The organism is Meinhardsimonia xiamenensis (genome assembly GCF_900102905.1).
GTDB classification, from domain to species: Bacteria; Pseudomonadota; Alphaproteobacteria; order Rhodobacterales; family Rhodobacteraceae; genus Meinhardsimonia; species Meinhardsimonia xiamenensis.
Genome location: NZ_FNFV01000004.1, coordinates 309679 through 334236 on the forward strand (window position 1 = coordinate 309679; position 24558 = coordinate 334236).

Annotated in this window: 28 protein-coding genes; 13 read left to right on the forward strand and 15 right to left on the reverse strand. The window is 66.9% G+C overall.

The genetic code is table 11. The features are described 5' to 3' along the window. Nucleotides 1–72 precede the first annotated feature (72 nt). Complete coding sequence (locus BLQ14_RS10590) at nt 73–390, reverse strand: TIGR02300 family protein (protein WP_092500524.1); 318 nt, start codon at nt 388–390, stop codon at nt 73–75. A 112-nt stretch (nt 391–502) separates the two neighbouring features. On the opposite strand from BLQ14_RS10590, the gene BLQ14_RS10595 reads away from it, so the two are divergent. Both BLQ14_RS10595 and BLQ14_RS10600 read left to right on the forward strand, forming a co-directional pair. Further along, the gene (locus tag BLQ14_RS10595) at nt 503–1228 is read left to right on the forward strand and encodes a M48 family metallopeptidase (RefSeq protein ID WP_092500525.1); all 726 of its coding nucleotides are present in this window, start codon (nt 503–505) and stop codon (nt 1226–1228) included. Nucleotides 1229–1259: 31 nt separating this feature from the next. Continuing rightward, nucleotides 1260–1916 (forward strand): GntR family transcriptional regulator, encoded by a 657-nt coding sequence (locus BLQ14_RS10600; RefSeq protein WP_092500526.1) that lies wholly within the window; start codon nt 1260–1262, stop codon nt 1914–1916. A gap of 18 nt (nt 1917–1934) precedes the next feature. Here BLQ14_RS10600 and BLQ14_RS10605 read toward each other — a convergent pair whose 3' ends face one another. The 12 genes from BLQ14_RS10605 to BLQ14_RS10660 form a co-directional block, all read right to left on the reverse strand. Continuing rightward, nucleotides 1935–2555 carry a class I SAM-dependent methyltransferase gene (locus BLQ14_RS10605; RefSeq protein ID WP_092500527.1) on the reverse strand — a complete coding sequence of 207 codons (621 nt, stop codon included), beginning with the start codon at nt 2553–2555 and terminating at the stop codon, nt 1935–1937. After that, entirely contained in the window at nt 2545–3342 is a 798-nt protein-coding gene (gene pssA, locus BLQ14_RS10610) for a CDP-diacylglycerol--serine O-phosphatidyltransferase (protein WP_092500528.1), read from the reverse strand. The genes BLQ14_RS10605 and pssA overlap by 11 nt, the downstream gene beginning before the upstream one ends. A 4-nt stretch (nt 3343–3346) precedes the next feature. Further along, the gene (locus BLQ14_RS10615) at nt 3347–4024 is read right to left on the reverse strand and encodes a phosphatidylserine decarboxylase (RefSeq protein WP_170068431.1); all 678 of its coding nucleotides are present in this window, start codon (nt 4022–4024) and stop codon (nt 3347–3349) included. A gap of 78 nt (nt 4025–4102) precedes the next feature. After that, nucleotides 4103–5491, reverse strand: coding sequence for a dihydrolipoyl dehydrogenase (gene lpdA / locus BLQ14_RS10620; protein ID WP_092500530.1), 1389 nt, complete (start codon nt 5489–5491; stop codon nt 4103–4105). 57 nt (nt 5492–5548) lie between these two features. After that, a complete protein-coding gene (locus BLQ14_RS10625) occupies nt 5549–5941 on the reverse strand; it encodes an MAPEG family protein (protein ID WP_092500531.1) in 393 nt (130 codons plus the stop codon). 24 nt (nt 5942–5965) lie between these two features. Then, nucleotides 5966–7546, reverse strand: a complete 1581-nt coding sequence (gene odhB, locus BLQ14_RS10630) for a 2-oxoglutarate dehydrogenase complex dihydrolipoyllysine-residue succinyltransferase (RefSeq protein ID WP_092500532.1) — start codon at nt 7544–7546, stop codon at nt 5966–5968. 12 nt (nt 7547–7558) lie between these two features. Next, nucleotides 7559–10537 carry a 2-oxoglutarate dehydrogenase E1 component gene (locus BLQ14_RS10635; RefSeq protein WP_092500533.1) on the reverse strand — a complete coding sequence of 993 codons (2979 nt, stop codon included), beginning with the start codon at nt 10535–10537 and terminating at the stop codon, nt 7559–7561. Between the two features lie 4 nt (nt 10538–10541). Further along, nucleotides 10542–11189 carry a hypothetical protein gene (locus BLQ14_RS10640; RefSeq protein WP_092500534.1) on the reverse strand — a complete coding sequence of 216 codons (648 nt, stop codon included), beginning with the start codon at nt 11187–11189 and terminating at the stop codon, nt 10542–10544. A 39-nt stretch (nt 11190–11228) separates the two neighbouring features. Next, entirely contained in the window at nt 11229–12113 is an 885-nt protein-coding gene (gene sucD, locus BLQ14_RS10645) for a succinate--CoA ligase subunit alpha (RefSeq protein ID WP_092500535.1), read from the reverse strand. Between the two features lie 5 nt (nt 12114–12118). Further along, nucleotides 12119–13321: an ADP-forming succinate--CoA ligase subunit beta gene (sucC, locus tag BLQ14_RS10650; RefSeq protein ID WP_092500536.1), complete on the reverse strand. Its 1203-nt coding sequence runs from the start codon at nt 13319–13321 to the stop codon at nt 12119–12121. A 283-nt stretch (nt 13322–13604) separates the two neighbouring features. Continuing rightward, nucleotides 13605–14570, reverse strand: a complete 966-nt coding sequence (gene mdh, locus BLQ14_RS10655; protein WP_092500537.1) for a malate dehydrogenase — start codon at nt 14568–14570, stop codon at nt 13605–13607. Between the two features lie 131 nt (nt 14571–14701). Further along, nucleotides 14702–15016, reverse strand: a complete 315-nt coding sequence (locus BLQ14_RS10660) for a hypothetical protein (protein WP_092500538.1) — start codon at nt 15014–15016, stop codon at nt 14702–14704. Nucleotides 15017–15223: 207 nt separating this feature from the next. Here BLQ14_RS10660 and BLQ14_RS10665 point away from each other — a divergent pair, with 207 nt between their 5' ends. The 10 genes from BLQ14_RS10665 to BLQ14_RS10710 all read left to right on the forward strand — a co-directional run bounded on the left by BLQ14_RS10665 (nt 15224) and on the right by BLQ14_RS10710 (nt 22974). Then, a complete protein-coding gene (locus BLQ14_RS10665) occupies nt 15224–16090 on the forward strand; it encodes an HpcH/HpaI aldolase/citrate lyase family protein (RefSeq protein ID WP_092500539.1) in 867 nt (288 codons plus the stop codon). Next, nucleotides 16087–16638 (forward strand): NnrU family protein, encoded by a 552-nt coding sequence (locus BLQ14_RS10670; protein ID WP_092500540.1) that lies wholly within the window; start codon nt 16087–16089, stop codon nt 16636–16638. The genes BLQ14_RS10665 and BLQ14_RS10670 overlap by 4 nt, the downstream gene beginning before the upstream one ends. A gap of 1 nt (nt 16639) precedes the next feature. Then, complete coding sequence (locus BLQ14_RS10675) at nt 16640–16843, forward strand: DUF1737 domain-containing protein (protein ID WP_092500541.1); 204 nt, start codon at nt 16640–16642, stop codon at nt 16841–16843. 2 nt (nt 16844–16845) lie between these two features. Continuing rightward, nucleotides 16846–17877 carry a MaoC family dehydratase gene (locus tag BLQ14_RS10680; protein WP_092500542.1) on the forward strand — a complete coding sequence of 344 codons (1032 nt, stop codon included), beginning with the start codon at nt 16846–16848 and terminating at the stop codon, nt 17875–17877. Nucleotides 17878–18109: 232 nt separating this feature from the next. After that, nucleotides 18110–18499, forward strand: coding sequence for a succinate dehydrogenase, cytochrome b556 subunit (gene sdhC / locus BLQ14_RS10685; protein WP_092500543.1), 390 nt, complete (start codon nt 18110–18112; stop codon nt 18497–18499). A gap of 11 nt (nt 18500–18510) precedes the next feature. After that, a complete protein-coding gene (gene sdhD / locus BLQ14_RS10690; protein ID WP_092500544.1) occupies nt 18511–18882 on the forward strand; it encodes a succinate dehydrogenase, hydrophobic membrane anchor protein in 372 nt (123 codons plus the stop codon). Between the two features lie 33 nt (nt 18883–18915). Then, nucleotides 18916–20724 (forward strand): succinate dehydrogenase flavoprotein subunit, encoded by a 1809-nt coding sequence (gene sdhA / locus BLQ14_RS10695; protein WP_092500545.1) that lies wholly within the window; start codon nt 18916–18918, stop codon nt 20722–20724. 12 nt (nt 20725–20736) lie between these two features. Beyond that, the gene (locus BLQ14_RS10700) at nt 20737–21516 is read left to right on the forward strand and encodes a succinate dehydrogenase iron-sulfur subunit (protein ID WP_092500546.1); all 780 of its coding nucleotides are present in this window, start codon (nt 20737–20739) and stop codon (nt 21514–21516) included. Nucleotides 21517–21668: 152 nt separating this feature from the next. After that, nucleotides 21669–22247: a nitroreductase family protein gene (locus BLQ14_RS10705; protein WP_092500547.1), complete on the forward strand. Its 579-nt coding sequence runs from the start codon at nt 21669–21671 to the stop codon at nt 22245–22247. A gap of 4 nt (nt 22248–22251) precedes the next feature. Beyond that, nucleotides 22252–22974: an EI24 domain-containing protein gene (locus BLQ14_RS10710; protein ID WP_092500548.1), complete on the forward strand. Its 723-nt coding sequence runs from the start codon at nt 22252–22254 to the stop codon at nt 22972–22974. On the opposite strand, the gene BLQ14_RS10715 is transcribed toward BLQ14_RS10710, so the two are convergent. Continuing rightward, nucleotides 22928–23224: a DUF1467 family protein gene (locus BLQ14_RS10715; RefSeq protein ID WP_092500549.1), complete on the reverse strand. Its 297-nt coding sequence runs from the start codon at nt 23222–23224 to the stop codon at nt 22928–22930. The two genes, BLQ14_RS10710 and BLQ14_RS10715, sit on opposite strands and share 47 nt — an antisense overlap. Next, complete coding sequence (gene mce, locus BLQ14_RS10720) at nt 23224–23628, reverse strand: methylmalonyl-CoA epimerase (protein WP_092500550.1); 405 nt, start codon at nt 23626–23628, stop codon at nt 23224–23226. Before mce ends, BLQ14_RS10715 begins: the two co-directional genes overlap by 1 nt. 129 nt (nt 23629–23757) lie before the next feature. On the opposite strand from mce, the gene BLQ14_RS10725 reads away from it, so the two are divergent. Continuing rightward, entirely contained in the window at nt 23758–24480 is a 723-nt protein-coding gene (locus BLQ14_RS10725) for a response regulator (RefSeq protein WP_092500551.1), read from the forward strand. The last annotated feature ends 78 nt before the right edge of the window (nt 24481–24558 follow it).

A 24558-nucleotide genomic window follows, 5' to 3' on the forward strand; every position in this document is an offset into this window, starting at 1 on the left:
TTAGTTAGTGAAAGCCGCTTCCGGGATCAAGACCCAAATTGCCGGCTTCCAGCCATTTTTCCGAGGCGCTTCTCAGCTCTCGTCATCGTCCGTGGCGACGTCGGCGATGTCGTCGAGCGGGACGCTGTCATCGTCGTCGTCCTCGAGCAGGTCGTCGTCGATGTCGACATCGGCATCGGCGTCGTCGAGAACGTCTTCGTCGTCCTCGAGCACCAGATCCTCTTCCTCGTCCTCGGTCTTGTCGGCAATGGCGATGCGGCTGCGGGTGCCGGCGTCAATCTCCACCACCTCGCCCGTGTAGGGGCTGATCACCGGGTCGCGGTTGAGGTCGTAAAAGCGCTTGCCGGTGGTCGGGCAGACCCGCTTGGTCCCCCATTTTTCCTTCGGCATGTCATTCCCTCGCATGTTCATCTTGGCGCGATCCGCGCCGCGTGCCACAAGCAGATGGGCTTGACAAGGGTTTTTGCAAGATCAGCGGGCAGCAGTGCAGGGAAGGGCGGCAATGGGCAAGGCGGAGGCGGAGAGGAGCTTCCTTCTGGACGGGGATCCGCCGGTAGAGGTGCTTGTCAGGCGCTCGGCGCGGGCGCGGCGCCTGTCGCTCAGGGTGTCGGCGCTTGATGGCCGGGTAACCCTCACCCTGCCGCGCCGCGCAGAAGTGGGCGAAGCGCTGGCCTTCGCGCGCTCGCGGGCAGGCTGGATTCGTGAACATCTCGCGCGCCAGCCGGAGCCGGTGCACGTGCGCCCCGGCGTGCGCCTGCCACTGGCCGGCGGCATGGTCACGATTGCCACCGGGCCGGTGCGCGCGCTGCGCTTGCGTGGCGACAGCCTCGTGATCCCCGAGCATCGCGCAGGGCAGGCGGCAGCGGTGGTGCGCGGCTGGCTCAAGGGCCGCGCGCGCGATGCGCTTGCCACCGCCTGCGACCGTCATGCCACCGCGCTCGGCCGTGGCTACGGGCGTCTGACGTTGCGGGACACGCGCTCTCGCTGGGGGTCCTGCTCGGCGGAAGGGAACCTGATGTTCTCCTGGCGATTGATCATGGCGCCTCCCGAGGTGCTCGATTACGTCGCCGCCCATGAGGTGGCGCATCTGGTCGAAATGAACCACTCGCCGGCATTCTGGGCGCTCGTCGAGAAGCTGTTCCCTGCGCATCGCGCCGCGCGACGGTGGCTCCGGGAGCACGGGACAGGGCTGCATCGCTATCGATTCGACGGCGGCTGCGAGGATTGACCGGGGACTTTCGATCCGACACCTTTGCGCCATGTCCAGCGCCGCCAGAACTTCCCGCAATCCCGAACAGACCGCCGCCCATGACCGGGTCTATCGCAGCCTGCGCACCCAGATCATGCATGGCGAGCTGCCGCCCGGCGCGGCGCTGACGCTGCGCGGGGTGGGCGCGCGCTTCGGGGTGTCGATGACGCCCGCGCGCGAGGCCGTGCGCCGGCTGGTGGCCGAAGGGGCGCTCACGCTGTCCGCGTCGGGGCGGGTGGCCACGCCCGAGCTTTCGCCCGAACGCATCGAGGAACTCGCGGCCTTGCGCGGCCTTCTGGAACCCGAACTTGCCAGCCGGGCCCTGCCGCGGGCGCACACGGCACTCATCGACCGGATGCAGGCCATCAACGCCAATATCGCCGAGGCCGTGCAGTCGGGAGATGCGGTTGCCTACATCCGTTCAAATCTCGAGTTCCATCGTCTGCTCTATCTGCGCGCGCAGGCGCCGGCGATGCTGGCCATGGTCGAGACGGTCTGGCTGCAGCTTGGCCCCACCATGCGCAGGCTCTATGCTCAGCGCGAGCGGGGCGAGGTGCCGCGCCACCATCGCATGATCCTGGCCGCCTTGCGCGCAGGCGACGAGCCGGGGCTGCGCCTGGCGATCCGCACCGATGTGACGCGGGGGCTCAAGTTCCTTGTGAGCTGAGGATCGGGGCGGAACGCCTCAGCCGGCCACCTTGCGCATCTCGAGAAGCGTCATCATGCCCATGGGTGGCAGCGAGGTGCGGCGCTCGACGCGCAGGGCGGGCTCGCCGAGGACCGTCTCGATGCGGAAATCGGAGTGCCAGCCGAGCAGGTCCGAAAGTGGCGCCGCCGCCTTTTCAACCCGCGCAAGGGGGCCGCGTTCGCGCGCGAAATGGTTCAGGATCACGAGCCGGCCGCCCGGCTTCAGAACGCGCGCGATCTCGCGCATCACCCGTTCGGGTTCGGGGACGACCGAGAGCACATGCATGGCCGCGACGGTATCGAAGCTCTCGTCGGCAAATTCCAGCGCGCGGGCATCCATGCGCAGAAGCGCCTTGACGTGGCCGAGGCGAAGCTCGGCGACCCGCCGCCGCGCCTTCTCGAGCATCGGTTCGCTGAAATCGATGCCGGTGACCGAGACTCCGGGCTTGTAGAGAGGCAGGGCAAGCCCGGTGCCTACACCCACTTCCAGCACCTCGCGCCCCTCCCGGCAGACGCAGGCCACTGCACGGCGGCGCGCCCGTTGGGTGATGGCGCCGAATGTCCGATCGTAGATCGGCGCCCAGCGGGAATACGAAGCCTCGACCGCCTCAATGTCCATCGAGTTCCTTTCCTCCCTTGTCGGTCCTGGCCGGCCTGTTCCTGCCGCGCCTGATCTCGCGGACTACCGCCCAGAGCACGCTGGCGCCGTAACCAAGGCTGATGGCGACAAGAGTGGTCCAGGCGTAGGTCAGGAGCGCCGCGCCCAGGAATACGGCGCCGACGAGAACGAACTTCACGTTCGCGCGGTAGATCCGGGCATTCTTCAGCGAAAGTGTGGGAATTCGGCTGATCATGAGCAGAGCGATCACCACCAGATATCCGGCGATCAGCGGCGCGGGAAGCAGAAGCGCATCATCGGTGGCGAAGGCCAGGTACATGGGCAGCATCGCCAGGAGCGCCCCGGCCGGTGCCGGAACGCCCACGAAATGCGGCTGTGGGGGGGCTTTCGGCCCTGCACCCACCTCGACGTTGAACCGCGCCAGCCGCACCGCGCAGCAGCAGACGTAGATCAGGACCGCAATCCAGCCCTCGCTCTGGAACTCCCCGAAGGCCCAGATGAAGATCAGCGCGGCAGGGGCGACGCCGAAATTCACTATGTCGGCCAGCGAGTCGAGCTGGGCGCCCATCGGGCTGTCGGCCTTCAGAAGGCGCGCCAGCGCCCCATCGACGGCATCGATCACCGCAGCCGCCAGCACAAGCTGCACGGCAAGAAGATAGTTGCCGCTCATTCCCATCCGCACTGCGGTCAGGCCTGCGCAGAGCGCCCCGATGGTGGCCAGGCTGGGCAGGAGCTGCACGAGCGCGATCTGTCGCATCTGCCGCGGGTGATGGCCCGAAGCGCTCATCGTCTCAGTCGCTCCCCTGCCCGGGCCAGGGCGCGAGCGCGGCAATCACCGTCTCGCCGGCGATCATGGTCTGGCCGAGCTCGACGAGGGGTTCGACCCCCTCGGGCAGGTAGACATCAAGCCGCGAGCCGAAGCGGATCAGACCGAAGCGCTCACCGGCCTCGAGCCGCTGCCCTTCCTTGACAAAGCAGACGATCCGCCTGGCAACGAGCCCCGCGATCTGGACGACGGCCACCTCGCGCCCGTCGTCGAGCTCGATGACGACGCCGTTGCGCTCGTTGTGAACGCTCGCCTTGTCGAGAGAGGCGTTGAAAAATCTCCCCGGATGGTAGGCGATGCGCTTCACCGTGCCGGTGACCGGGCTGCGGTTCACGTGGCAGTTGAAGACGTTCATGAAGATGCTGATGCGCGTGCGCGGCGCCTCCCCGAGGTCCAGCTCGGGCGGCGGCGCGGCCGGGCCGATCTGGGAGACGACGCCATCGGCGGGGCTGAGCACGAGGCCTGGGCGCCTGGGCGGCACACGCTCGGGGTCGCGAAAGAAGTAGTAGCACCAGACGGTGAGGCCGACACCGAGCCAGCCGAGCGGCTCCCACAGGAGGAACAACAGTACGGTGACAGCCGCGAAGGCAGCGACGAAGCGCCGGCCCTCGCGGTGCATCGGCTTGAGAAATGTGCTCGCCATGTTCACGCTGTCAGCCCCCGGCGCCTTGCCCGGCCATTTCTAACGGCTTTTCGGGGCGCTGCAACGCAGGCCCTCTCCTCAGGCGTGAATCGGCCCGTCGCCGCAGGCAAGCGCCGCCTCGCGCACCGCTTCCGAGAAGGTGGGATGCGCATGGCAGGTCAGCGCCACATCCTCCGCCGCGGCGCCGAATTCCATCGCCACACACAGCTCGTGGATCATTTCGCCCGCCGAGGGGCCGAGGATATGCGCGCCAAGGATGCGGTCGGTCTCGGCATCGGCGAGGATCTTGACGAAACCTTCGGCCGCCAGCGCCGCCTTCGCCCGCCCGTTGCCCATGAAGGAGAACTTGCCGACCTTGTAGGCGCGCCCTTCCTCCTTGAGCTCTTCCTCGGTCTTGCCCACCGCGGCCACCTCCGGGTGGGTGTAGATGACCGAGGGGATGACGCCGTAATTCACATGCCCCGCCCGGCCCGCGATCACCTCGGCCACGGCCATGCCCTCATCCTCGGCCTTGTGGGCGAGCATCGGACCCGGAATGCAGTCGCCGATCGCATAGATGCCGGGCACGCTCGTGCGCCAGTGGCTGTCCACCTCGATCACGCCGCGCGCGTCGGTCTTCACGCCGAGGGTCTCGAGGCCGAGCCCGCGGGTAAAGGCGCGCCGGCCGGTGGCCACGAGCACCACGTCGCCCTCGGCAGTGGCCTTGGTGCCGTCCTTGCGCAGGGTGTAGTTGACTCTGGCCTTGGTCTTGAGCGCCTCCACGCCCTCCACCGCCGCGCCGAGCACGAAATTGAGCCCCTGCTTCTTCAGCGTGCGCTGGAAGGTCTTGGAGATCTCGCCATCCATGCCCGGCGTGATGTGGTCGAGATATTCCACCACCGTCACCTCCGCGCCGAGGCGGGCATAGACCGAGCCAAGCTCGAGCCCGATCACGCCCGCGCCGATCACCACCATGCGTTTCGGTATCTTCGGCAGCGACAGCGCGCCGGTGGAGCTCACCACCGTCTTCTCGTCGATCTCGACGCCGGGAATCGTGGCAGGCTCCGAACCCGTGGCGATGACGATGGCGCGCGCCTCGTGCACCTCCTCGCCCACCTTCACCTTGCCCGCCGCGGGAATCGTGCCCCAGCCCTTGAGCCAGTCGATCTTGTTCTTCTTGAACAGGAACTCAATGCCGCGGGTGTTCTGCGCCACCACATCGGCCTTGAAGGCCTGCATCTTCTCCCAGTTGACCGAGGGCGCCTTGCCGACAAGTCCCATGCGGGCGAAGTTCACCTCCGCCTCATGCAGCTGGTGGGTGGCGTGCAGAAGCGCCTTGGAGGGGATGCAGCCGACATTCAGGCAGGTGCCGCCGAGGCTCTCGCGCCCCTCGACCACGGCCGTCTTCAACCCCAGCTGCGCGCAGCGGATGGCGCAGACATAGCCGCCCGGCCCGCCTCCGATGATGATCACGTCGTAACTTGCCATGATGTCATTCCCCTGTCTTTGCGCCGCCTGACCGCGGGGAGCGGATGGCGCCGGATTTCATTCAAGAACGGCGAGGTAGAGCGAGCCGCAGGCCAGAAGGCCCACGAGCCAGGCGATGCTGCGCAGCCACGGCACCCCCGCAAGGTAAAGCGGAAGGTACAGGACCCGCGCCGCAAGGAAGACCTGGGCGGCGAGAAGAGTCTCGCCGCCGGTCCGGTCCATGCCCTGAAGCGCCAGCACGGCCGGTGCGAAATAGGCAAGCGCGGCAAGCGAATTGTCGGCCGCGCGTTTCGCCCGCCCATGGAACCGGCCGAATTCGCGCGGCTCGTCGCGGGCCGAGACCATCCAGCCAAGCCCGGCGTCGCGCATCCCCGCCAGCGACTGCACGCCCCAGGTCAGGGCAACCATCAGCGCATAGATGGCGAGGATGGAGAGCTCGGCGGTGACCATCCGGTGCCTCCCGGCCTCCCCGACTCAGAGATCCATCAACAGCCTGCGCGGATCCTCGAGCGCCTCCTTGACCCGCACGAGGAAGGTCACCGCACCCTTGCCGTCGACGATGCGGTGATCGTAGCTCAGCGCCAGATACATCATCGGGCGGATCACGATCTCCCCGTTCACCACGACGGGCCGCTCCTGGATCTTGTGCATCCCGAGAATGCCGGACTGCGGCGGGTTCAGGATGGGCGAGGACATCAGCGAGCCATAGACGCCGCCGTTGGAGATGGTGAAGGTGCCGCCCTGAAGCTCGGCCATGCTGAGCTTGCCCTCGCGGGCGCGGCGGCCAAGCTCGGCAATCTCCTTCTCGATCTGGGCGAAGCTCTTTTCATGGGCATTGCGCACCACCGGCACGACAAGGCCCTGTTCGGTGCCCACGGCCACGCCCATGTGAACGTAGTGCTTGTAGACGATGTCGGTGCCGTCGATCTCGGCGTTGACCTCGGGCACCTCGAAGAGCGCATGGCAGCAGGCCTTCACGAAGAAGGACATGAAGCCGAGTTTTACCCCGTGCTTCTTCTCGAAGAGCTCCTTGTAGCGGTTGCGGATGTCCATCACCGCCGACATGTCCACCTCGTTGTAGGTGGTCAGGATGGCGGCGGTGTTCTGGGCCTCCTTGAGTCGCCGCGCGATGGTCTGGCGCAGACGCGACATGCGCACCCGCTCCTCGCGAGCGGCATCCTCGGCCGGCACCGGGGCGCGCGGCGCCTGCGCCGCCGGTGTGCCCGCGGCGGGGGAGGCGGCTGGCGCGGGCGACGGCGCAGAAGCGGACGCTTGGGCACTGGCGGCCACCGCGCGCGCCACATCCTCCTTCATGATCCGCCCGTCGCGACCGGTGCCTTCGACAGCTTCGGGTGAAAGCCCGGCCTCCGCCATCGCCTTGCGCGCCGAGGGCGCGTGTTCGACGTCGGCGTGCTTCGCGCCGGCATCCGCCGCAGGCGTCTCGGCCTGCGCCTGCCGGGGAGCGGCGCTGGTACCCGCCTCCGAGGCGCCCCCCGATGCAGCGATCACGGCCAAGGGCGCACCGACCGACACCGTCGCCCCTTCTGGCGCGAGAATTTCGGCCAGGGTGCCGGCGGCGGGCGCGGGCACCTCGACCGAGACCTTGTCAGTCTCGAGCTCGCAGAGCATCTCGTCGGCGGCCACGCTGTCGCCAACCTTCTTGAACCAGGTGGCCACGGTCGCCTCGGTGACGCTCTCGCCGAGCGTGGGCACCTTGACCTCGACGCGATCGCCCGCGGCGTCGGCGGCGGAGCCTTTGGCCGCGCCGGCACCGGCGGCCTCGCCGCTCTTCGCGGCCGAGCCGGCAGCGGCCTGCGCGCCTTCCTCGATCGTCGCCAGAAGCGCGCCCACGGCCACGGTCGCGCCCTCCGGGGCGAGAATCTCGGCCAGTCGCCCGGCGGCGGGGGCGGGCACCTCGACCGTCACCTTGTCGGTCTCGAGCTCGCAGAGCATCTCGTCGGCGGCCACGGTGTCACCGGGCTTCTTGAACCAGGTGGCAACGGTGGCCTCGGTGACGCTCTCGCCGAGCGTCGGTACGCGGACTTCGATGGTCATTGGACTGATTTCCTACTCTTCGATCCCGAGCGCGGCATTGACCAGCGCCTGTTGCTGCTGAATGTGCTGCGACATGAGGCCCGTGGCAGGCGATGCCGTGGCCGGACGGCCGGCATAGGCGGGGCGCTTCACGCGCGCGCCGATGCGGTTCAGCACCCATTCGATGTTGGGCTCGATGAAGGTCCACGCGCCCTGGTTCTTGGGCTCTTCCTGGCACCAGATCACATCGGCCTGCTTGAACCGCTCGAGCTCCCGGACAAGGCTCAGCGCCGGAAAGGGGTAGTACTGCTCGATGCGCAGCAGGTAGACGTCCGACAGGCCGAGCTCGTCGCGCTTTTCAAGAAGGTCGTAATAGACCTTGCCCGAGCACAGTACGACGCGGCGGATGTCCTTGTCGGGGGCAAGCTCGAGTTCCGAATGTCCCTTCTCGGCGTCGTCCCACAACACGCGGTGGAAGCTCGAGCCGGTGAGGAAATCCTCGGCATCCGAAATGCACAGCCGGTGACGCAGGAGCGATTTGGGCGTCATCAGGATCAGCGGCTTGCGGAAGGTGCGGTGCAGCTGACGGCGCAGGATGTGGAAGTAGTTTGCCGGGGTCGTGCAGTTGGCGACGATCCAGTTGTCTTCGGCGCAGAGCTGAAGGAAGCGCTCGAGCCGGGCCGAGGAGTGCTCCGGCCCCTGGCCCTCGTAGCCATGCGGCAGCAGGCAGACGAGGCCCGACATCCTGAGCCACTTGCGCTCGCCCGACGAGATGAACTGGTCGAACATGATCTGCGCGCCGTTGGCGAAGTCGCCAAACTGTGCTTCCCAGGCGACAAGCGCATTGGGCTCGGCCAGGGAATAGCCGTATTCGAAACCGCAGACGGCATATTCCGAAAGCATCGAATCGATGACTTCGAAGCGCGCCTGCCCCTCACGGATGTGATTGAGCGGATAGTAGCGCTCCTCGGTCTCCTGATCGACATAGGCCGCATGCCGCTGCGAGAAGGTGCCGCGCGTGGAGTCCTGCCCCGAAAGGCGCACCGGGTAGCCCTCCAGGAGAAGCGAGCCGAAGGCCATCGCCTCGGCCGTCGCCCAGTCGAATCCGCGGCCGGTCTCGAACATCTGCCGCTTGGTCTCGAGCAGACGCGCCACCGTCTTGTGCAGGTTGAATCCGTCGGGCACGCGCGTGAGCGCGGCGCCGAGCTCGGCCATGGTCTCGGGCTTGATGCCGGTCTTGCCGCGCTGATACTTGGTGCCTTGCGGATCGAGATGCTTCCAGCGTCCGTCGAGCCAGTCGGCCTTGTTGGGGCGATAGTCCTTCGCCGCCTCGAACTCCTCGTTCAGCTTGGCCTGGAAGGCGGCCTTCATGTCCTCGATCTCGCCTTCGGGAATGAGCCCGTCGGCCACCAGCCGCTCGGTGTAGAGCTGCAGCGTGGTCTTGTGCCGCTTGATGCGCCGATACATCACCGGGTTGGTGAACATCGGTTCATCGCCCTCGTTGTGACCGAAGCGGCGATAGCAGAACATGTCGATGACCACGTCCTTGTGGAACAGCTGGCGGAATTCGGTGGCCACCTTCGCGGCGTGGACCACCGCCTCGGGGTCGTCGCCGTTGACGTGGAAGATGGGCGCCTCGACCATCAGCGCGATGTCGGTGGGGTAGGGCGATGAGCGCGAGAAGTGCGGCGCCGTGGTGAAGCCGATCTGGTTGTTGATGACGATATGGATGGTGCCGCCGGTGCGGTGGCCGCGGAGCCCCGAAAGCCCGAAGCACTCCGCCACCACGCCCTGACCGGCGAAGGCCGCGTCACCATGCAGGAGCAGCGGCAGCACCTGTGTGCGCTCGGTGTCATGGTGCTGATCCTGCTTGGCGCGCGCCTTGCCGAGCACCACCGGGTTGACCGCCTCGAGATGGCTGGGGTTGGCGGTGAGGCTCAGGTGCACCTTGTTGCCGTCGAACTCGCGGTCCGAGGAGGCCCCGAGGTGGTATTTCACGTCGCCCGAGCCGTCCACCTCCTCGGGCTTGAAGCTGCCGCCCTGGAACTCGTTGAAGATGGCGCGATAGGGCTTGCCCATGACGTTGGCCAGCACATTGAGCCGACCGCGGTGGGGCATGCCGATGACGATTTCCTTCACCCCGAGCGCGCCGCCGCGCTTGATGATCTGTTCCATCGCCGGGACCAGCGACTCCGCCCCGTCGAGCCCGAAGCGCTTGGTGCCCATGAACTTGACGTGGCAGAACTTCTCGAAGCCCTCGGCCTCGACAAGCTTGTTGAGGATCGCCCGCCGCCCCTCGCGGGTGAAGCTGATCTCCTTGCCGTAGCCCTCGATGCGCTCCTTCAGCCACGCCGCCTGCTCGGGGTCGGAGATGTGCATGTACTGCAGCGCGAAGGTGCCGCAATAGGTGCGCCGCACGATGTCGAGGATCTGCCGCAGCGTGCCGAATTCGAGCCCGAGCACGTTGTCGAGAAAGATCGGGCGGTCCATGTCGGCTTCGGTGAAGCCGTAGGACCGGGGGTCGAGTTCGGGGTGCGGGGTCTTCTCGCGCATCCCCAGCGGGTCGAGGTCGGCAATGAGATGGCCCCGGATCCGGTAGGCGCGGATAAGCATGAGCGCGCGAATCGAATCGAGCACCGCGCGCCGCACCTGCTCGTCGGTGATCGCCACGCCACCTTCTGCGGCCTTCTCGCGGATCTTCCGCTCGGCAGCGCGCGCCTCCTTGCGCAGCCCCTCGCGCTCCTCGCCCGCAGGCCACATGCCGTCGAGCGCATGGGTGATCTCGTCATCGGGCAGCGGCGGCCAGTCGCGCCGCGCCCAGCTCGGCCCTTGCGCCTCCTTCTTCACCGAAACCGCGTCGTCGCCGAGCTGGCGGAAGAACGCGCGCCAGGCCTCATCCACCGCATTCGGGTCGCCGGCGTAGCGGGCGTAGAGCTGCTCGACGTATTCGGCGTTGTGGCCCTGAAGGAAGGAGGAATTGTGGAAGAATTCGTTGGGGGACTGTCTGGTCATGGCGTCACCCGTTCTCTCGGCTGGGCAGGACTTGCACGTAGGCGGGTTCGAAGGAGAAGGCGCTCGAGCCGCTGATCTCGTCGGGAACATGGCCGGAAATGGCCGCGGCCATCGCATCCGCTTGCAGCACGGCAAGCGTCATGCGCGGTGAGCCTTCGCGCATCACGAGGACGGGGCTGGAGCGTTCGGGCTGGGGCGACATCGCCACTGCCGACCGCGCGGCCTCGGCCAGAACCTCGGGGCCGGAGAGGGCGCAGTAGGGATCGTCGCCGAGGCCAAGCGGGGCTACGGTCACACCCGCGCGGGTGAGCACCATGTGCCCCTCGGGGCTGGCGGCCTTGTTGAGCATGGTGGCCACGAAAAGCGCGCCCTGAGCCGTCTCCTCCGGTGCCTCCGGGTCGAACACGAAGGCAAGCGCGGTCTCGACGGTGAAGGTGACAAGCTCGGCCTCGCCGCCGCGCTTCCATCCGTTCTCCTCGAGCTTTGCCACGAGCGTTTCGCGCCCGGCAGGCAGCTGGAGGCAAAGCGTCAGCGCCTCCTCCGCGGCGGCGCGCGCCTCGCCGGCAGCCTCTGCCCCTTCGCCCGGCGCGAGCGCGAGGCAAACCGCCAAGGCCGGCCACAGGGCGCGCCGCGCGAGGTGTGATCTTATCATCTGCGGTCTCCCTCCGCCGAGCGCCCTTGCGCGCCGCGGCTATTTGCCGATGGCCTGCAGCACCGCTTGCCCGAGGCTTGCGGGGCTGTCGGCGACGACGATGCCAGCCGATTTCATGGCCTCGATCTTCTCCTCGGCACCCCCCTTGCCGCCACTCACGATCGCGCCAGCATGGCCCATGCGCCGCCCCGGAGGCGCGGTGCGCCCCGCGATGAAGCCGGCGACCGGTTTCTTGCGGCCACGCTTCGCCTCATCCTTGAGAAACTGCGCCGCCTCTTCTTCCGCCGAGCCGCCGATCTCGCCGATCATGATAATGGCCTGAGTCTCGTCATCGGCAAGGAAACGCTCGAGAACGTCGATGAATTCCATCCCCTTGATGGGGTCGCCGCCGATGCCCACGCAGGTGGACTGGCCGAGCCCCACATCGGTAGTCTGCTTCACCGCCTCGTAGGTCAGCGTGCCCGACCGGCTCACCACGCCCACCGAGCCGCGCTTATGGATGTGGCCGGGCATGATGCCGATCTTGCAGGCCTCCGGCGTGATCACGCCCGGGCAGTTGGGGCCGATGAGGATGGTCTCGCTGTCCTGCAGCACCCGCTTGACCTTCATCATGTCGAGCACCGGAATGCCCTCGGTGATGCACACGACCAGCGGGATCTTCGCGTCGATCGCCTCGAGGATGGAATCGGCCGCAAACGGTGGCGGGACATAGATGACCGAGGCGTCGGCGCCCGTCGCCGCCACCGCCTCGTGGCAGGAGTTGAAGACCGGCAGGCCCAGATGCGTCTGCCCACCCTTTCCGGGGGTGACGCCGCCGACCATCTTGGTGCCGTAGGCAATCGCCTGTTCGGTGTGGAAGGTACCCTGGCTGCCGGTGATGCCTTGGCAGATGACCTTGGTATTTTCGTCAACGAGGATGGACATGCCGCTTATCCCTTCACCGCTTTCACCGCCTCGACGATCTTCTTCGCCGCATCGGCCAGATCGTCAGCCGCGATCACGTTGAGCCCGCTTTCGTTGAGGATGCGCTTGCCCTCCTCTACATTGGTGCCCTCGAGCCGCACCACGAGCGGCACGTTCAGACCCACTTCCTTCACCGCCTCCACGACGCCCTCGGCAATGATGTCGCAGCGCATGATCCCGCCGAAGATGTTGACGAGGATGCCTTTGACGTTCGGGTCCGAGGTGATGATCTTGAAGGCCTCGGTCACCTTCTCGCGGGTCGCGCCACCGCCCACGTCAAGGAAGTTCGCAGGCTCGCCGCCATAGAGCTTGATGATGTCCATGGTCGCCATGGCAAGGCCCGCGCCATTGACCATGCAGCCGATCTCGCCGTCGAGCGCGATGTAGTTGAGATCGTATTTCGAGGCTTCGAGCTCCTTCGGATCTTCTTCCGAGGTGTCGCGCAGCTCGGCAATGTCCGGGTGGCGGCCGAGCGCGTTGTCATCGAAGCTCATCTTGGCGTCGAGGCAATGCAGGTTGCCTTCACGCGTGATGACCAGGGGGTTGATCTCGAGCAGCTCGGCATCCTTTTCGGTGAACAGCCGGTAGAGCGCCCCCATCAGCTGCACGCACTGCTTGACCTGCTTGCCCTCGAGGCCGAGCGAGAACGCGATCCGGCGCCCATGAAACGGCTGGTAACCCGTGGCCGGATCAACGGCGAAGGAGAGGATCTTCTCGGGCGATTTCGCCGCCACCTCCTCGATGTCCATGCCACCTTCGGTGGAGGCGACAAAGGCGATGCGGCTCGTCGAGCGATCCACCAGGAGCGCCAGGTAGAGCTCGCGGTCAATGTCCACGCCTTCCTCGATATAGACGCGGTTGACGGTCTTGCCCTTGGGGCCGGTCTGGTGCGTGACCAGCGTGCGGCCAAGCATGCGACGCGCTTCCTCGGCCGCCTCCTCCACCGAGCGGGTGACCCGCACGCCACCCTTGTCGCCCGCATCGGACTCCTTGAAATGGCCCTTGCCGCGGCCGCCGGCATGGATCTGTGCCTTGACGACCCATATCGGGCCGTCGAGCTCGCTCGCTGCCGTCTTGGCTTCCTCGGCCCGCATCACCACGCGCCCGTCGGAGACCGGAGCCCCATACTCGCGCAGGAGCGCCTTCGCCTGATACTCGTGGATGTTCATGAAACCGTCCCGTCTCGCGTCCGTTCCGCGGCGTGTTTGCACGCTCCCGCGCCGTGCTCAAAGCCGCAATCGGCGAGAGAGCGCAAACAAGGCGAAATGGGCCGTTTTGCGTGATCACACTTTCATTCGTGTGATCACAAAACTCCGCAAAAGCGTGTCGCGGCGCCTTTCCGGGTGCCGAGGCCTCGCGAGCGGAGGTGATTCGAAATGCAACCGGCGCCGGACGGGAAGCGCCGGCGCCGGCCGGGCCACGGTTGGGCCCGTCTCGATGTGACCAGCGGTGTCAGCCGCCCAGCGAGGCGTCGATGCCCTTGCAGGCGGCCACGAGTCCCCGCACCGCTTCGACCGACTTGTCGAACATTGCCTTCTCTTCCTTCGACAGTTCGATCTCGACGATGCGTTCGACGCCGCCAGCCCCCAGCACCGTGGGAACGCCCACATAGATGCCCTTGAGACCGAAGGCGCCGTCCACCCAGGCGGCGCAGGGCAGCACGCGTTTCTGATCCTTCAGATAGGCTTCCGCCATCTCGATGGCGCTCGCGGCGGGCGCATAAAAGGCCGATCCGGTCTTGAGAAGGCCGACGATCTCGGCTCCACCGTCCCGCGTGCGCTGGACGATGGCATCGAGCTTCTCCTGCGTGGTCCAGCCCATCTTCACGAGATCTGGCAGCGGAATGCCGGCCACGGTGGAGTAGCGCACCAGCGGCACCATGGTGTCGCCATGCCCGCCGAGGACGAAGGCGGTGACATCGCGCATGGAAACGCCGAATTCGAGGCTCAGGAAGTGGCGGAAGCGCGCGGAGTCGAGCACCCCGGCCATGCCAACGACCTTCTCATGCGGCAGGCCCGAGTATTCGCGCAGCGCCCACACCATCGCGTCGAGCGGGTTGGTGATGCAGATGACAAAGGCGTTCGGCGCATGGGTCTTGATGCCTTCGCCCACCGCCTTCATCACCTTGAGGTTGATGCCCAGAAGGTCGTCGCGGCTCATGCCGGGCTTGCGCGGCACGCCGGCGGTGACGATGCATACATCCGCACCTTCGATGTCGGCATAATCGTTTGTGCCTTTGAGTACCGCGTCGAACCCCTCGACCGGGCCTGACTCGGCGATGTCGAGCGCCTTGCCCTGCGGAATCCCCTCGGCGATGTCGAACAGTACGACATCTCCGAGTTCCTTCATCGCGGCGAGATGGGCGAGCGTGCCCCCGATCTGCCCCGCACCGATCAGCGCGATCTTCGGTCTGGCCATGGCTTGGTCTCCGGTCAGCTTGAATTCGCCGGTTGCCTAGCCATTCGCGCCCGTTCGCGCAACCCCGCTGCGGCGCGGCATGAGGGCGCCGCGACGATGCGGTTGCGTCAACGGTCCCGGGAGTCAGGCTCTCAGGCGTCGTGGCCCGTGCCGGGCAGCGGCTCGTCGAGCCGCTCATAGGCCTGACCGGAAGCGAGCAGGCAGGTGACGCCGGTGGGCAGCGTCATGATGATGGTCCAGGAGCCGGTTTCCCGCGAGGCGAAGACCTCGATGACCGCATTGTTCGAGGCCAGGCCGATCGACTGGCGCGTTTCGCCGTATCGTTGCGCAAGATGCTCGAGCACCCTCGCGCGCTCTGCGCAGTTTCCAGCCGTCTCCCGTGCAGTCGCGGCGCCGGTAGCAAGCCCAAGGGTGCCAAGAAGAAGGCTCGAGATGAGGCGCGTCATTGATCTGTCCTTTCGCTCGCGCCACGCCGTGATGGCGGTGACGAACGCGAGGAAGCGTGCGGATCAAGGCTGGAAAATTGGTTAATCGCGCGTGCGCGCGGCGCGCGAGCGTCGGCCGGGGCTCGCTGCGCTGCGGCGAGATTTCGCTTGCGGAATGGTGCCCAGTTGTGCTCGCTTGCGCAACAAAATTGCCGAATGAGGGAATCAATGACTGCCACGCATCGCCCCTACCGCTCGGTGCTCTACATTCCCGGGTCGAATGCGCGCGCTATCGAGAAGGCGCGGGGGCTGAAGGCGGACGCGCTGATCCTTGATCTCGAGGATGCCGTGAGCCCCGACGAGAAGCCGGCCGCCCGCGCCCGTGTTTCCGCGGTGCTTTCCGAAGGCGGGTTCGGCGGGCGCACGCTGATCGTGCGTATCAACGGGCTGGACACCGAATGGGGCCGCGCCGATGCCGAGGCGATGGCGCAAGCGGGTGCGGAGGCAGTGCTTTTGCCCAAGGTCTCCTGTCCCGCCGAGCTCGATGCGCTGGCCGCACTCGTGCCTCAGGCCGCGCTCTGGGCGATGATGGAAACGCCGGCCGGCGTGCTGAACGCCGCGGCCATTGCTGCGCATCCCCGGCTCGCGGGTTTCGTCCTTGGCACCAATGATCTTGCCAAGGATCTGGGCTGCCTTCACCGGCCCGATCGGCTGCCGCTGATCACCAGCCTTGAGCTTTGCCTTCTGGCGGCGCGCGCGCATGGCCGCATCTGCGTGGACGGTGTCTACAACGCCTTCCGCGACACCGAGGGTTTGCGCGCCGAGGCCGAACAGGGCCGCGCTCTCGGCATGGACGGCAAGACGCTGATCCACCCTGCCCAGATCGACGTGGTCAATGAGGTCTTCGCGCCGACGGCCGAGGAAATCGAGCTCGCCCGCCGCCAGATCGCGGCCTTCGAGGCGGCGCAGGCGGAAGGAAAGGGTGTGGCCGTTGTCGATGGCCGCATCGTCGAGAACCTGCATGTGGAAACGGCGCGCGCGACGCTGTCCAAGGCCGATGCGATCGCCGCGCTCGAGACGGAGTTTGCGCGATGAGTTGGCTTGTTCTTGGCATTGCTCTGTGGTGGGCGGGGCATCTTTTCAAGCGTGTCGCCCCGGACCTGCGCGCATCGCTCGGAGCCAGGGGCAGGGGGATCGCCGCGGCGGTTATCCTCGCCGGTCTGGTTCTGATGGTGATCGGTTACCGCGCGGCACCGTTCGAGCCCGTGATGACACCGCCTGCCTGGGGCATTCACGCCAACAACCTTCTGATGCTGCTGGCAGTCTTTCTGGTCGGGCTGGGCCATTCGAAAAGCCCGCTGCGCCGCCACATCCGCCATCCCATGCTCACCGGCGTCTTCGTCTGGGCCACCGCGCATCTGCTGGTCAACGGCGATCTTGCCTCGCTCGTTCTCTTCGGCAGCTTCCTGGCCTGGCCGGTGGTGGAAATCCTTCTCATCAATGCTCGAGAGCCGCAGTGGACGCCGCCACAGGGCGGCTCGGCGACCGGCACGCTGAGGCTGGTTGTCATCAGCCTTGTTGCCTACGCGGCGATCGCGGCTGTCCACATGTGGCTCGGGCACAACCCCTTTCCCGGAGCGTGACATGCGTGCTTACCGATTGCTGACCGGCCCCGACGATTCCAGCTTCTGCCACAAGGTCACCGAGGCGCTTGCCCGCGGCTGGGAGCTTCACGGCAGCCCCGCCTACGCCCACGACCCGGCCACCGGCACGATGCGCTGCGCCCAGGCGGTTGTGAAGGAGGTGGAGGGCGACTACGACCCCGCGCTGAAGCTGGGGGATCTCTGAACATGGCAGGCAAGACCCACGCCGGCCGTTTCTTCGAGGACTACCGGCTTGGCGAGGAGATCATCCACGCCGTGCCACGCACCGTGTCGGGCGGCGAGCGGGCGCTCTATCACGCGCTCTATCCCGCGCGCCACGCGCTGTACTCTTCCGACGAGTTTGCGCGCGCATGCGGGCTGGAGGCCGCGCCCATCGACGATCTCGCCGCCTTCCATCTGGTCTTCGGCAAGACCGTGCCCGACATCTCGCTCAACGCCGTGGCCAATCTCGGCTATGCCGAGGGGCGCTGGCTCAGGCCCGTCTGGCCCGGCGACACGCTGCGCGCGGTGAGCAAGGTTATCGGGCTGAAGCAGAACTCGAACGGCCAGTCGGGTGTCGTCTGGGTGCGCACCACAGGCTTGAACCAGCGGGATGAGCCCGTGCTGAGCTATGTGCGCTGGGTGATGGTGCGCAAGCACGACCTTTCCGCGCCCGCGCCCGAGCCGGTGATTCCAGAGCTTGCCGCGGCCGTGGCCGCGGAGGATCTCGTGATCCCCGAGGGGCTCGATTTCACCGGCTATGATTTCACTCTTGCCGGCGAGCCGCACAGCTGGGCCGACTACGAGATCGGCGAGCGGATCGACCATGTCGATGGTGTCACCATCGAGGAAGCCGAGCACATGCTCGCAACCCGGCTCTGGCAGAACACCGCCAAGGTGCATTTCGATGCCAGCCAGCGGCCCGACGGGCGGCGACTCATCTATGGCGGACATGTGATCAGCCTTGCGCGTGCGCTCTCCTTCAACGGCCTTGCCAATGCCCAGATGGTCATCGGCCTCAATGCAGGCACCCACGCCAACCCCTGTTTCGCCGGCATGACCGTGCGCGCCTGGTCGGAGGTGCTCGACAAGGCCATGACGCCGGCTCCAGGAGTCGGTGCGATCCGTCTGCGCACGGTGGCGACGACCGGCGAGCCTTTCGTTCTGAAGGGGTCGGACGGCCGCTACCTTCCCGAGGTTCTGCTTGATCTCGACTACTGGGCGCTGATGCCGCTGTGATGCGCAATCCGTGCCGGGAAGCAAGTGATCACAAGCTTCCGTCAAGTGATCACGATTCCGGGGAGGCAGGGAAAATTCCGGCATCGAATGCGGTTTTTTTGCCCTCGGCCCGTGACAACGTCAACGAGGCTGCTATCAAGCGATCAGAGTTCACGGCTGCTCGGCAGACTCGGTCAGCTCCGCCTCGAGCAGGCCGCAAGGAGAGGAGCCGCAGGGAGAGGAGACAGCGATCATGGCTGATGCAAACCGGGCGAACCGTCCCCTTTCGCCTTTCATGATCGGGCCGTATTATCGGCCACAGCTGACCTCGATGACGTCGATCTTCATCCGCATCACCGGCAATGCGCTGCTGATCGGCGCCTTTCTCGTGGTCTGGTGGTTTCTCGCGGCGGCGAGCGGGCCGGAACACTTCACCTTCGTCAACGCCGTGATCACAAGCTGGTTCGGCGATCTCGTGATGTTCGGCTCGCTCTGGGCGCTGTGGTATCACGCGCTGGGCGGCCTGCGGCACCTCATTTTCGACGCCGGCTACGGGCTTGAGCTCAAGCAGGCGGAGCTGATGGGCTGGGGCATGATCCTGGGTTCGGTCCTGCTCACGCTCCTCACCGTGGTCGTGATCTGAAGGAGGGGGAGATGCGCTTTCTGACCGATCGCAAGCGTGCGCGCGGCCTTGGGGCCGCCCATAGCGGGGTGGAGCATCACTGGTCGATGATCGTCTCCTCGGTCGCCCTTCTCGTGCTGGTGCCGCTCTTCGTCTTCACCTTCGGCCCGGTGCTCGGCGCGCCCTACGAGGAGGTCGTGGCCCACTACGCGCGCCCCTTCCCGGCGCTCGTTGCCGCGCTCACCCTTGTCGTGGGTTTCCTGCACTTCAAGAACGGAGTGCGGGTGCTGATCGAGGATTACGTCGGCGGCCTCTGGCGCGAGGTGCTCATCGTTGCCATGACCTGTCTGTCATGGGCAGCGATTGCCGTCGGTCTTTTCGCGCTGGCGCGCCTCACGCTTTGAAGTCTGGCGCTGTGACAGGAAACGGAGCGGACAATGGCAGCGTATGAATACGAGACCCATCACTACGACGTGGTGGTGGTGGGCGCGGGCGGCGCGGGGCTCCGCGCCACGCTGGGCATGGCCGAGCAGGGGCTGAGGACGGCCTGCGTCACCAAGGTGTTCCCCACCCGGAGCCACACCGTCGCGGCGCAGGGCGGCATTGCCGCGAGCCTCGGCAACATGGGCCCCGACCACTGGCAGTGGCACATGTACGACACCGTCAAGGGCTCGGACTGGCTCGGCGACGTGGATGCGATGGAGTATCTCGCCCGCGAAGCGCCGGCCGCGGTCTATGAGCTTGAGCATTACGGCGTGCCCTTCTCGCGCACCGAGGAGGGCAAGATCTACCAGCGCCCCTTCGGAGGCCATACCACCGAATTCGGCGAGGGGCCGCCGGTGCAGCGCACCTGCGCGGCCGCCGACCGCACCGGTCACGCCATCCTGCACACGCTCTACGGCCAGAGCCTCAAGCAGAAAGCGGAGTTCTTCATCGAGTATTTCGCCATCGACCTGATCATGGGAGAGGACGGCGCCTGCCAGGGTGTGCTCGCCTGGAGGCTCGATGACGGCACGCTGCACCTGTTCAGCGCCAAGATGACGGTGCTCGCGACGGGCGGCTACGGGCGCGCCTATTTCAACTGCACCTCGGCGCACACCTGCACCGGTGACGGCAACGGCATGATCGCCCGCGCCGGCCTGCCCCTGCAGGACATGGAATTCGTCCAGTTCCACCCGACCGGCATCTACGGCGCCGGATGCCTCATCACCGAGGGCGTGCGTGGCGAGGGGGGGTATCTCACCAACTCCGAGGGCGAGCGCTTCATGGAGCGCTACGCCCCCACCTACAAGGATCTCGCCAGCCGCGACGTCGTCTCCCGCTGCATGATCCTCGAGATCCGCGAGGGCCGGGGAGTGGGGCCGAACAAGGACCACATCCACCTCAACCTCATGCACCTGCCGCCCGAGGTGATCGAGGAACGTCTCCCCGGCATCGCCGAATCGGCGCGCATCTTCGCCGGCGTTGATGTGACCAAGGAGCCGATCCCGGTGCTGCCCACGGTGCATTACAACATGGGCGGCATCCCGACGAACTACTGGGGCGAGGTGCTGAACCCCACGAAGGAAGATCCCGACCGCGTGGCGCCCGGTCTGATGGCAGTGGGCGAGGCGGCTTGTGCCTCGGTGCACGGCGCCAACAGGCTTGGCTCCAACTCGCTCATCGACCTTGTGGTTTTCGGCCGCGCCGCGGCGATCCGCGCCCGCGAGGTGGTGAAGCCCGGCGAACCCAACCCCGAGCCCAACAAGGCCTCCATCGACAAGGCGCTCGCCCGTTTCGACCGATTCCGCAACGCCAACGGCTCGGTGCCGACGGCAGAGCTGCGGCTCGAGATGCAGCGCACCATGCAGGAGGATGCGGCCGTCTTCCGCACCGAGGAAACGCTGGCCGAGGGCGTGAGGAAGATGGAAGCGATCGCCGCCAAGCGCGCCGACCTCAAGGTGACCGATCGCTCGCTGATCTGGAACTCCGACCTGATGGAGACGCTCGAGCTCGACAACCTCATGGCCAATGCGCTGGCCACCATCGTCTCGGCCGAGGCGCGCAAGGAGAGCCGCGGCGCCCATTCGCGCGAGGACTACCCCGAGCGCGACGACAAGAACTGGCGCAAGCACACCCTCGCCTGGGTGGAGGAGGACGGCACCGTGCGGCTCGACTACCGCCCGGTCCACACCGAGCCGCTCACCCCGCCCGAGAAGGGCGGCATCGATCCGGCAAAGATCGCGCCCAAGGCGCGGGTCTACTGAGGAGGCAGGCAGATGGTCCAGTTCACGCTTCCGAAGAACTCGAAGGTGCGCATCGGCAAGACCTGGCCCAAGCCCGAGGGCGCCAAGCGCCTGCGCACCTTCCGCATCTACCGCTGGGATCCCGATACCGGCGAGAACCCCCGCCTCGACACCTATTTCGTCGATCTCGACGACTGCGGGCCGATGATCCTCGACGGGCTCATCTGGATCAAGAACAACATCGACCCGTCGCTGACCTTCCGCCGCTCCTGCCGTGAGGGTATCTGCGGCTCCTGTGCGATGAACATCGGCGGCATCAACACGCTCGCCTGCATCCACGGAATGGACGAGGTGAAGGGCGACATCAGGATCTACCCGCTGCCGCACATGCCCGTCGTCAAGGATCTGGTGCCGGATCTGACGCACTTCTACGCCCAGCATGCCTCTGTCCGCCCCTGGCTCGAGACGGAAACGCCGGCCCCCGAGCGCGAGTGGCGCCAGTCCATCGAGGATCGCAAGAAGCTCGACGGGCTCTATGAGTGCGTGATGTGCGCCTCCTGCTCCACCGCCTGCCCGAGCTACTGGTGGAACGGCGACCGTTACCTCGGCCCGGCCGCGCTACTGCACGCCTATCGGTGGATCATTGACAGCCGCGACGAGGCAACCGGCGAGCGGCTTGACGATCTTGAAGACCCTTTCAAGCTCTACCGCTGCCACACCATCATGAACTGCACCAAGACCTGCCCCAAGGGTCTGAACCCGGCCAAGGCGATCGCGGAAATCAAGAAGCTGATGCTCGAGCGCCAGCTCTGATCCCGACGCGGCGCGTGCCGATCGAGCGAGCGCCGCCCGTGGGCTGAAGGGCACAGCGATGGGGAGGTTCTGCGCGCGGCTCGTGCCCGCTGTGCCTGCGGGCCTTTCATTCATGCCTCGCGCCGAGTGATGCTGAATTGCAGGGAGGTAACATGGGAGAGCCGAACCCCGCCGCGATGGAGTTCCTGCTCACGCGTCGCTCGCGCCCGGCGAAGACACTGCGCGCGCCCGGACCCGGCCGCGATGAAATCCGCACGCTTCTTACCGCCGCGGCCCGCAGCCCCGATCACGGCAAGCTCGAGCCCTGGCGCTTCATCGTGCTGCAGCGCGGCGCGCTCGACCGCCTTGCCTCGCTCGCCGAGCGCCGCGGTCAGGCGCTCGGGCTTGATCCCGACCAGATCGAGAAGACCCGCCGCCAATTCGCCGACGGGGTGGTGGCCGTGGCGGTGATCGAGGTGCAGAAACCGTCCCAAAAGGTGCCGCCCATCGAGCAGAGCTACTCCGCAGGCGCGGTGTGTCTTGCGCTTCTGAATGCCGCTCTCGCGTCGGGTTGGGGGGCAAACTGGCTCACGTCATGGGCTGCCCATGACCGCGAGTTCGTGCGCGAAGGCTTGGGGCTCGCCGAGAACGAGCGGGTCGCCGGCTTCATCTTTCTCGGCACCGAGACGGTGACCCCGCCCGACCGCCCCCGCCCCGACATCGACGCCATCACCACCTGGATGAGCGACTGAGCCCGTGAAGACTCGTCTGATCGTCGGCGCACTCGGCTGCGCTCTGCGCCAGCTCGGCGACCCTCGGCTCATTGCCCCGCTCCTCGGCGCCTTTCTCGTCGTGGTGTTTCTTACCGCGCCCGTCGCGGGGCTCTTCGTCGGGATCGCCTGGCTGATCGAGTCGCTGACACCGGCTGAAGTGGCCCTGCCCGGCGTGGGAAGGATGAGCTTTCTCGGTGCCTTCACCGAGGGCCTCGCCTCGCGCGCGGGCTGGAGCTTCTTCGCCTGGGTGACGGCTCCGCTCGTTCTGGCGACCGTGGGTTTGTTCCTCGAACGAATTGTCGAAGCAGTCGAGCGGCGCCATTATCCTGCGCTTCCCGCGCCACGCCGGCGGGGGATGGGTGAGGCCATCATGGTCTCATTGCGGCTTCTCTGGTTGACGGCTCTCGTCAGTGTCGCCGCCTTCCTCGCCTCGCTCGCCGCGGGCTGGCTCTCGCCCTTGGTGTTCCTCGCCGCCAACGGGTGGCTGATCGCGCGGGAGTATTTCGAGACGGTGGCGCTCAGGCGCCTGTCACCGGCCGAGGCTGCGCGGCTCGCCCGTGCGGAATGGCCCACCCTCTGGGCCGCCGGGGTGGTGGTGGCGCTGGGGCTTGCCGTGCCGCTTGTGAATCTTCTCGCGCCGGTGATTGGCGCGGCGGCCTTCACCCATCTGTTCCATTCGCTTGCGAGGGCGGCGCCATCCGGTTGAAGAAGTCGAGATCGCGCACGGTGATACCGCCCCACAGGATGATCGACGCAATCACCGCCCAGAGCACGGTGGAAATCAGCGTCACCCGCCGCACCATCTGCCAGACCTTGAAGTCATGCGGGGCGCCCTCATGAGTGCCCTCGACAACCTCGCCCTCATCGCCCTGGGTGCGCAGGCCGATCGGCAGGGCGATGAACATCACCATGAACCAGATCACCGCATAAAGGACGAGCGCCGAGGTGATCGCCATCAGACTTCCTCCAGCTCGATCAGCGTGCCGTTGAAATCCTTCGGGTGCAGGAACAGCACCGGCTTGCCATGCGCGCCGATCTTCGGCTCGCCCGAGCCCAGCACGCGCGCGCCCTGTGCCACCAGCCGGTCGCGCGCGGCGAGGATATCCTCGACCTCGAAGCAGATGTGATGGATGCCGCCGGCGGGGTTCTTCTCGAGAAAGCCCTTGATCGGGCTGTCTTCGCCGAGCGGGTGCAGAAGCTCGAGCTTCGTGTTGGGCAGCTCGATGAACACCACCGTCACCCCATGCTCGGGTTCAGGCTGGGGCGCGCCCACCCTGGCGCCGAGCACGTCGCGGTAACGCGCGGCTGCGGCCTCCAGATCAGGCACGGCGATGGCAACATGGTTCAGACGTCCGATCATCAGCTTCCTCCGTTTGCGGGGCTTATGGCGAGATGGCCCGGCCTGCGCAAGCGCCGCAAGGTCGCGCCTTAACCCTGCGTTCACGATGTCCGGGGCCTAATCGGAGGGGAATCAGGAAGGAGTGCTGCCATGCCCGAAGTCCCTGACCCTCCGCTGCCGCCCCTTGCCACGCCGACGCCGGAGCGCCCCTTGTGCGGGCTTACGGTTCTGGTGGTGGACGACAGCCGCTTTGCCTGCGAGGCGGTGCGGCTGATGTGCCTGCGCTCGGGCGCGCGGCTCAGGCGCGCCGACAGTCTCGCCGCGGCCGAGCGGCATTTGCGCGTCTACCGCCCGTCGGTCCTGCTCGTCGATCTGGGCCTGCCTGACGGCAACGGTCTGCGACTCATCGAGCGGCTCGATGCCGCCGAGCCGCGCATTCCGGTGATCCTTGCCACCTCCGGTGACGAGGCCGCGCTTGCCGAGGCGCGCGCTGGGGGGGCCGACGCGGTGCTCGCCAAACCGCTCGAGTCCATCGGCGCGTTTCAGCAGGCGATCCTCGCCCATCTGCCCCCCGAGCGCCGGCCGAGGGCGCCGAGGCCGTTGCCTTCCGAGGCCGTGGCGCCTGACCCGATGGCGCTGATGGAGGATCTGGGGCGCGCCCGCGAGGTGCTGGCGAAGGGAGAGGATGAGGCCGCGCTCGACTATGTCGCCTGCTTTCTGGCCGGTGTCGCGAAAGGCGCCCATGACCGGGCGCTCCTGCGCGCCGCCGAGCGGCTCTCGCGGCGGCGCGAGGCTGGCGAGCCGCTGGTGCCCGAAGTGGCGCGGCTCGCAGGGCTTCTGCAACAGCGGCTACAGGGGCGCGCGGCGGTGTGATGCCCGCGGCGCGCCTGGGGTGGCCAGCGAACCTTTCGGTCTTCCCGCCGGAAGACGCCGAGGGGTGACATCTGACAG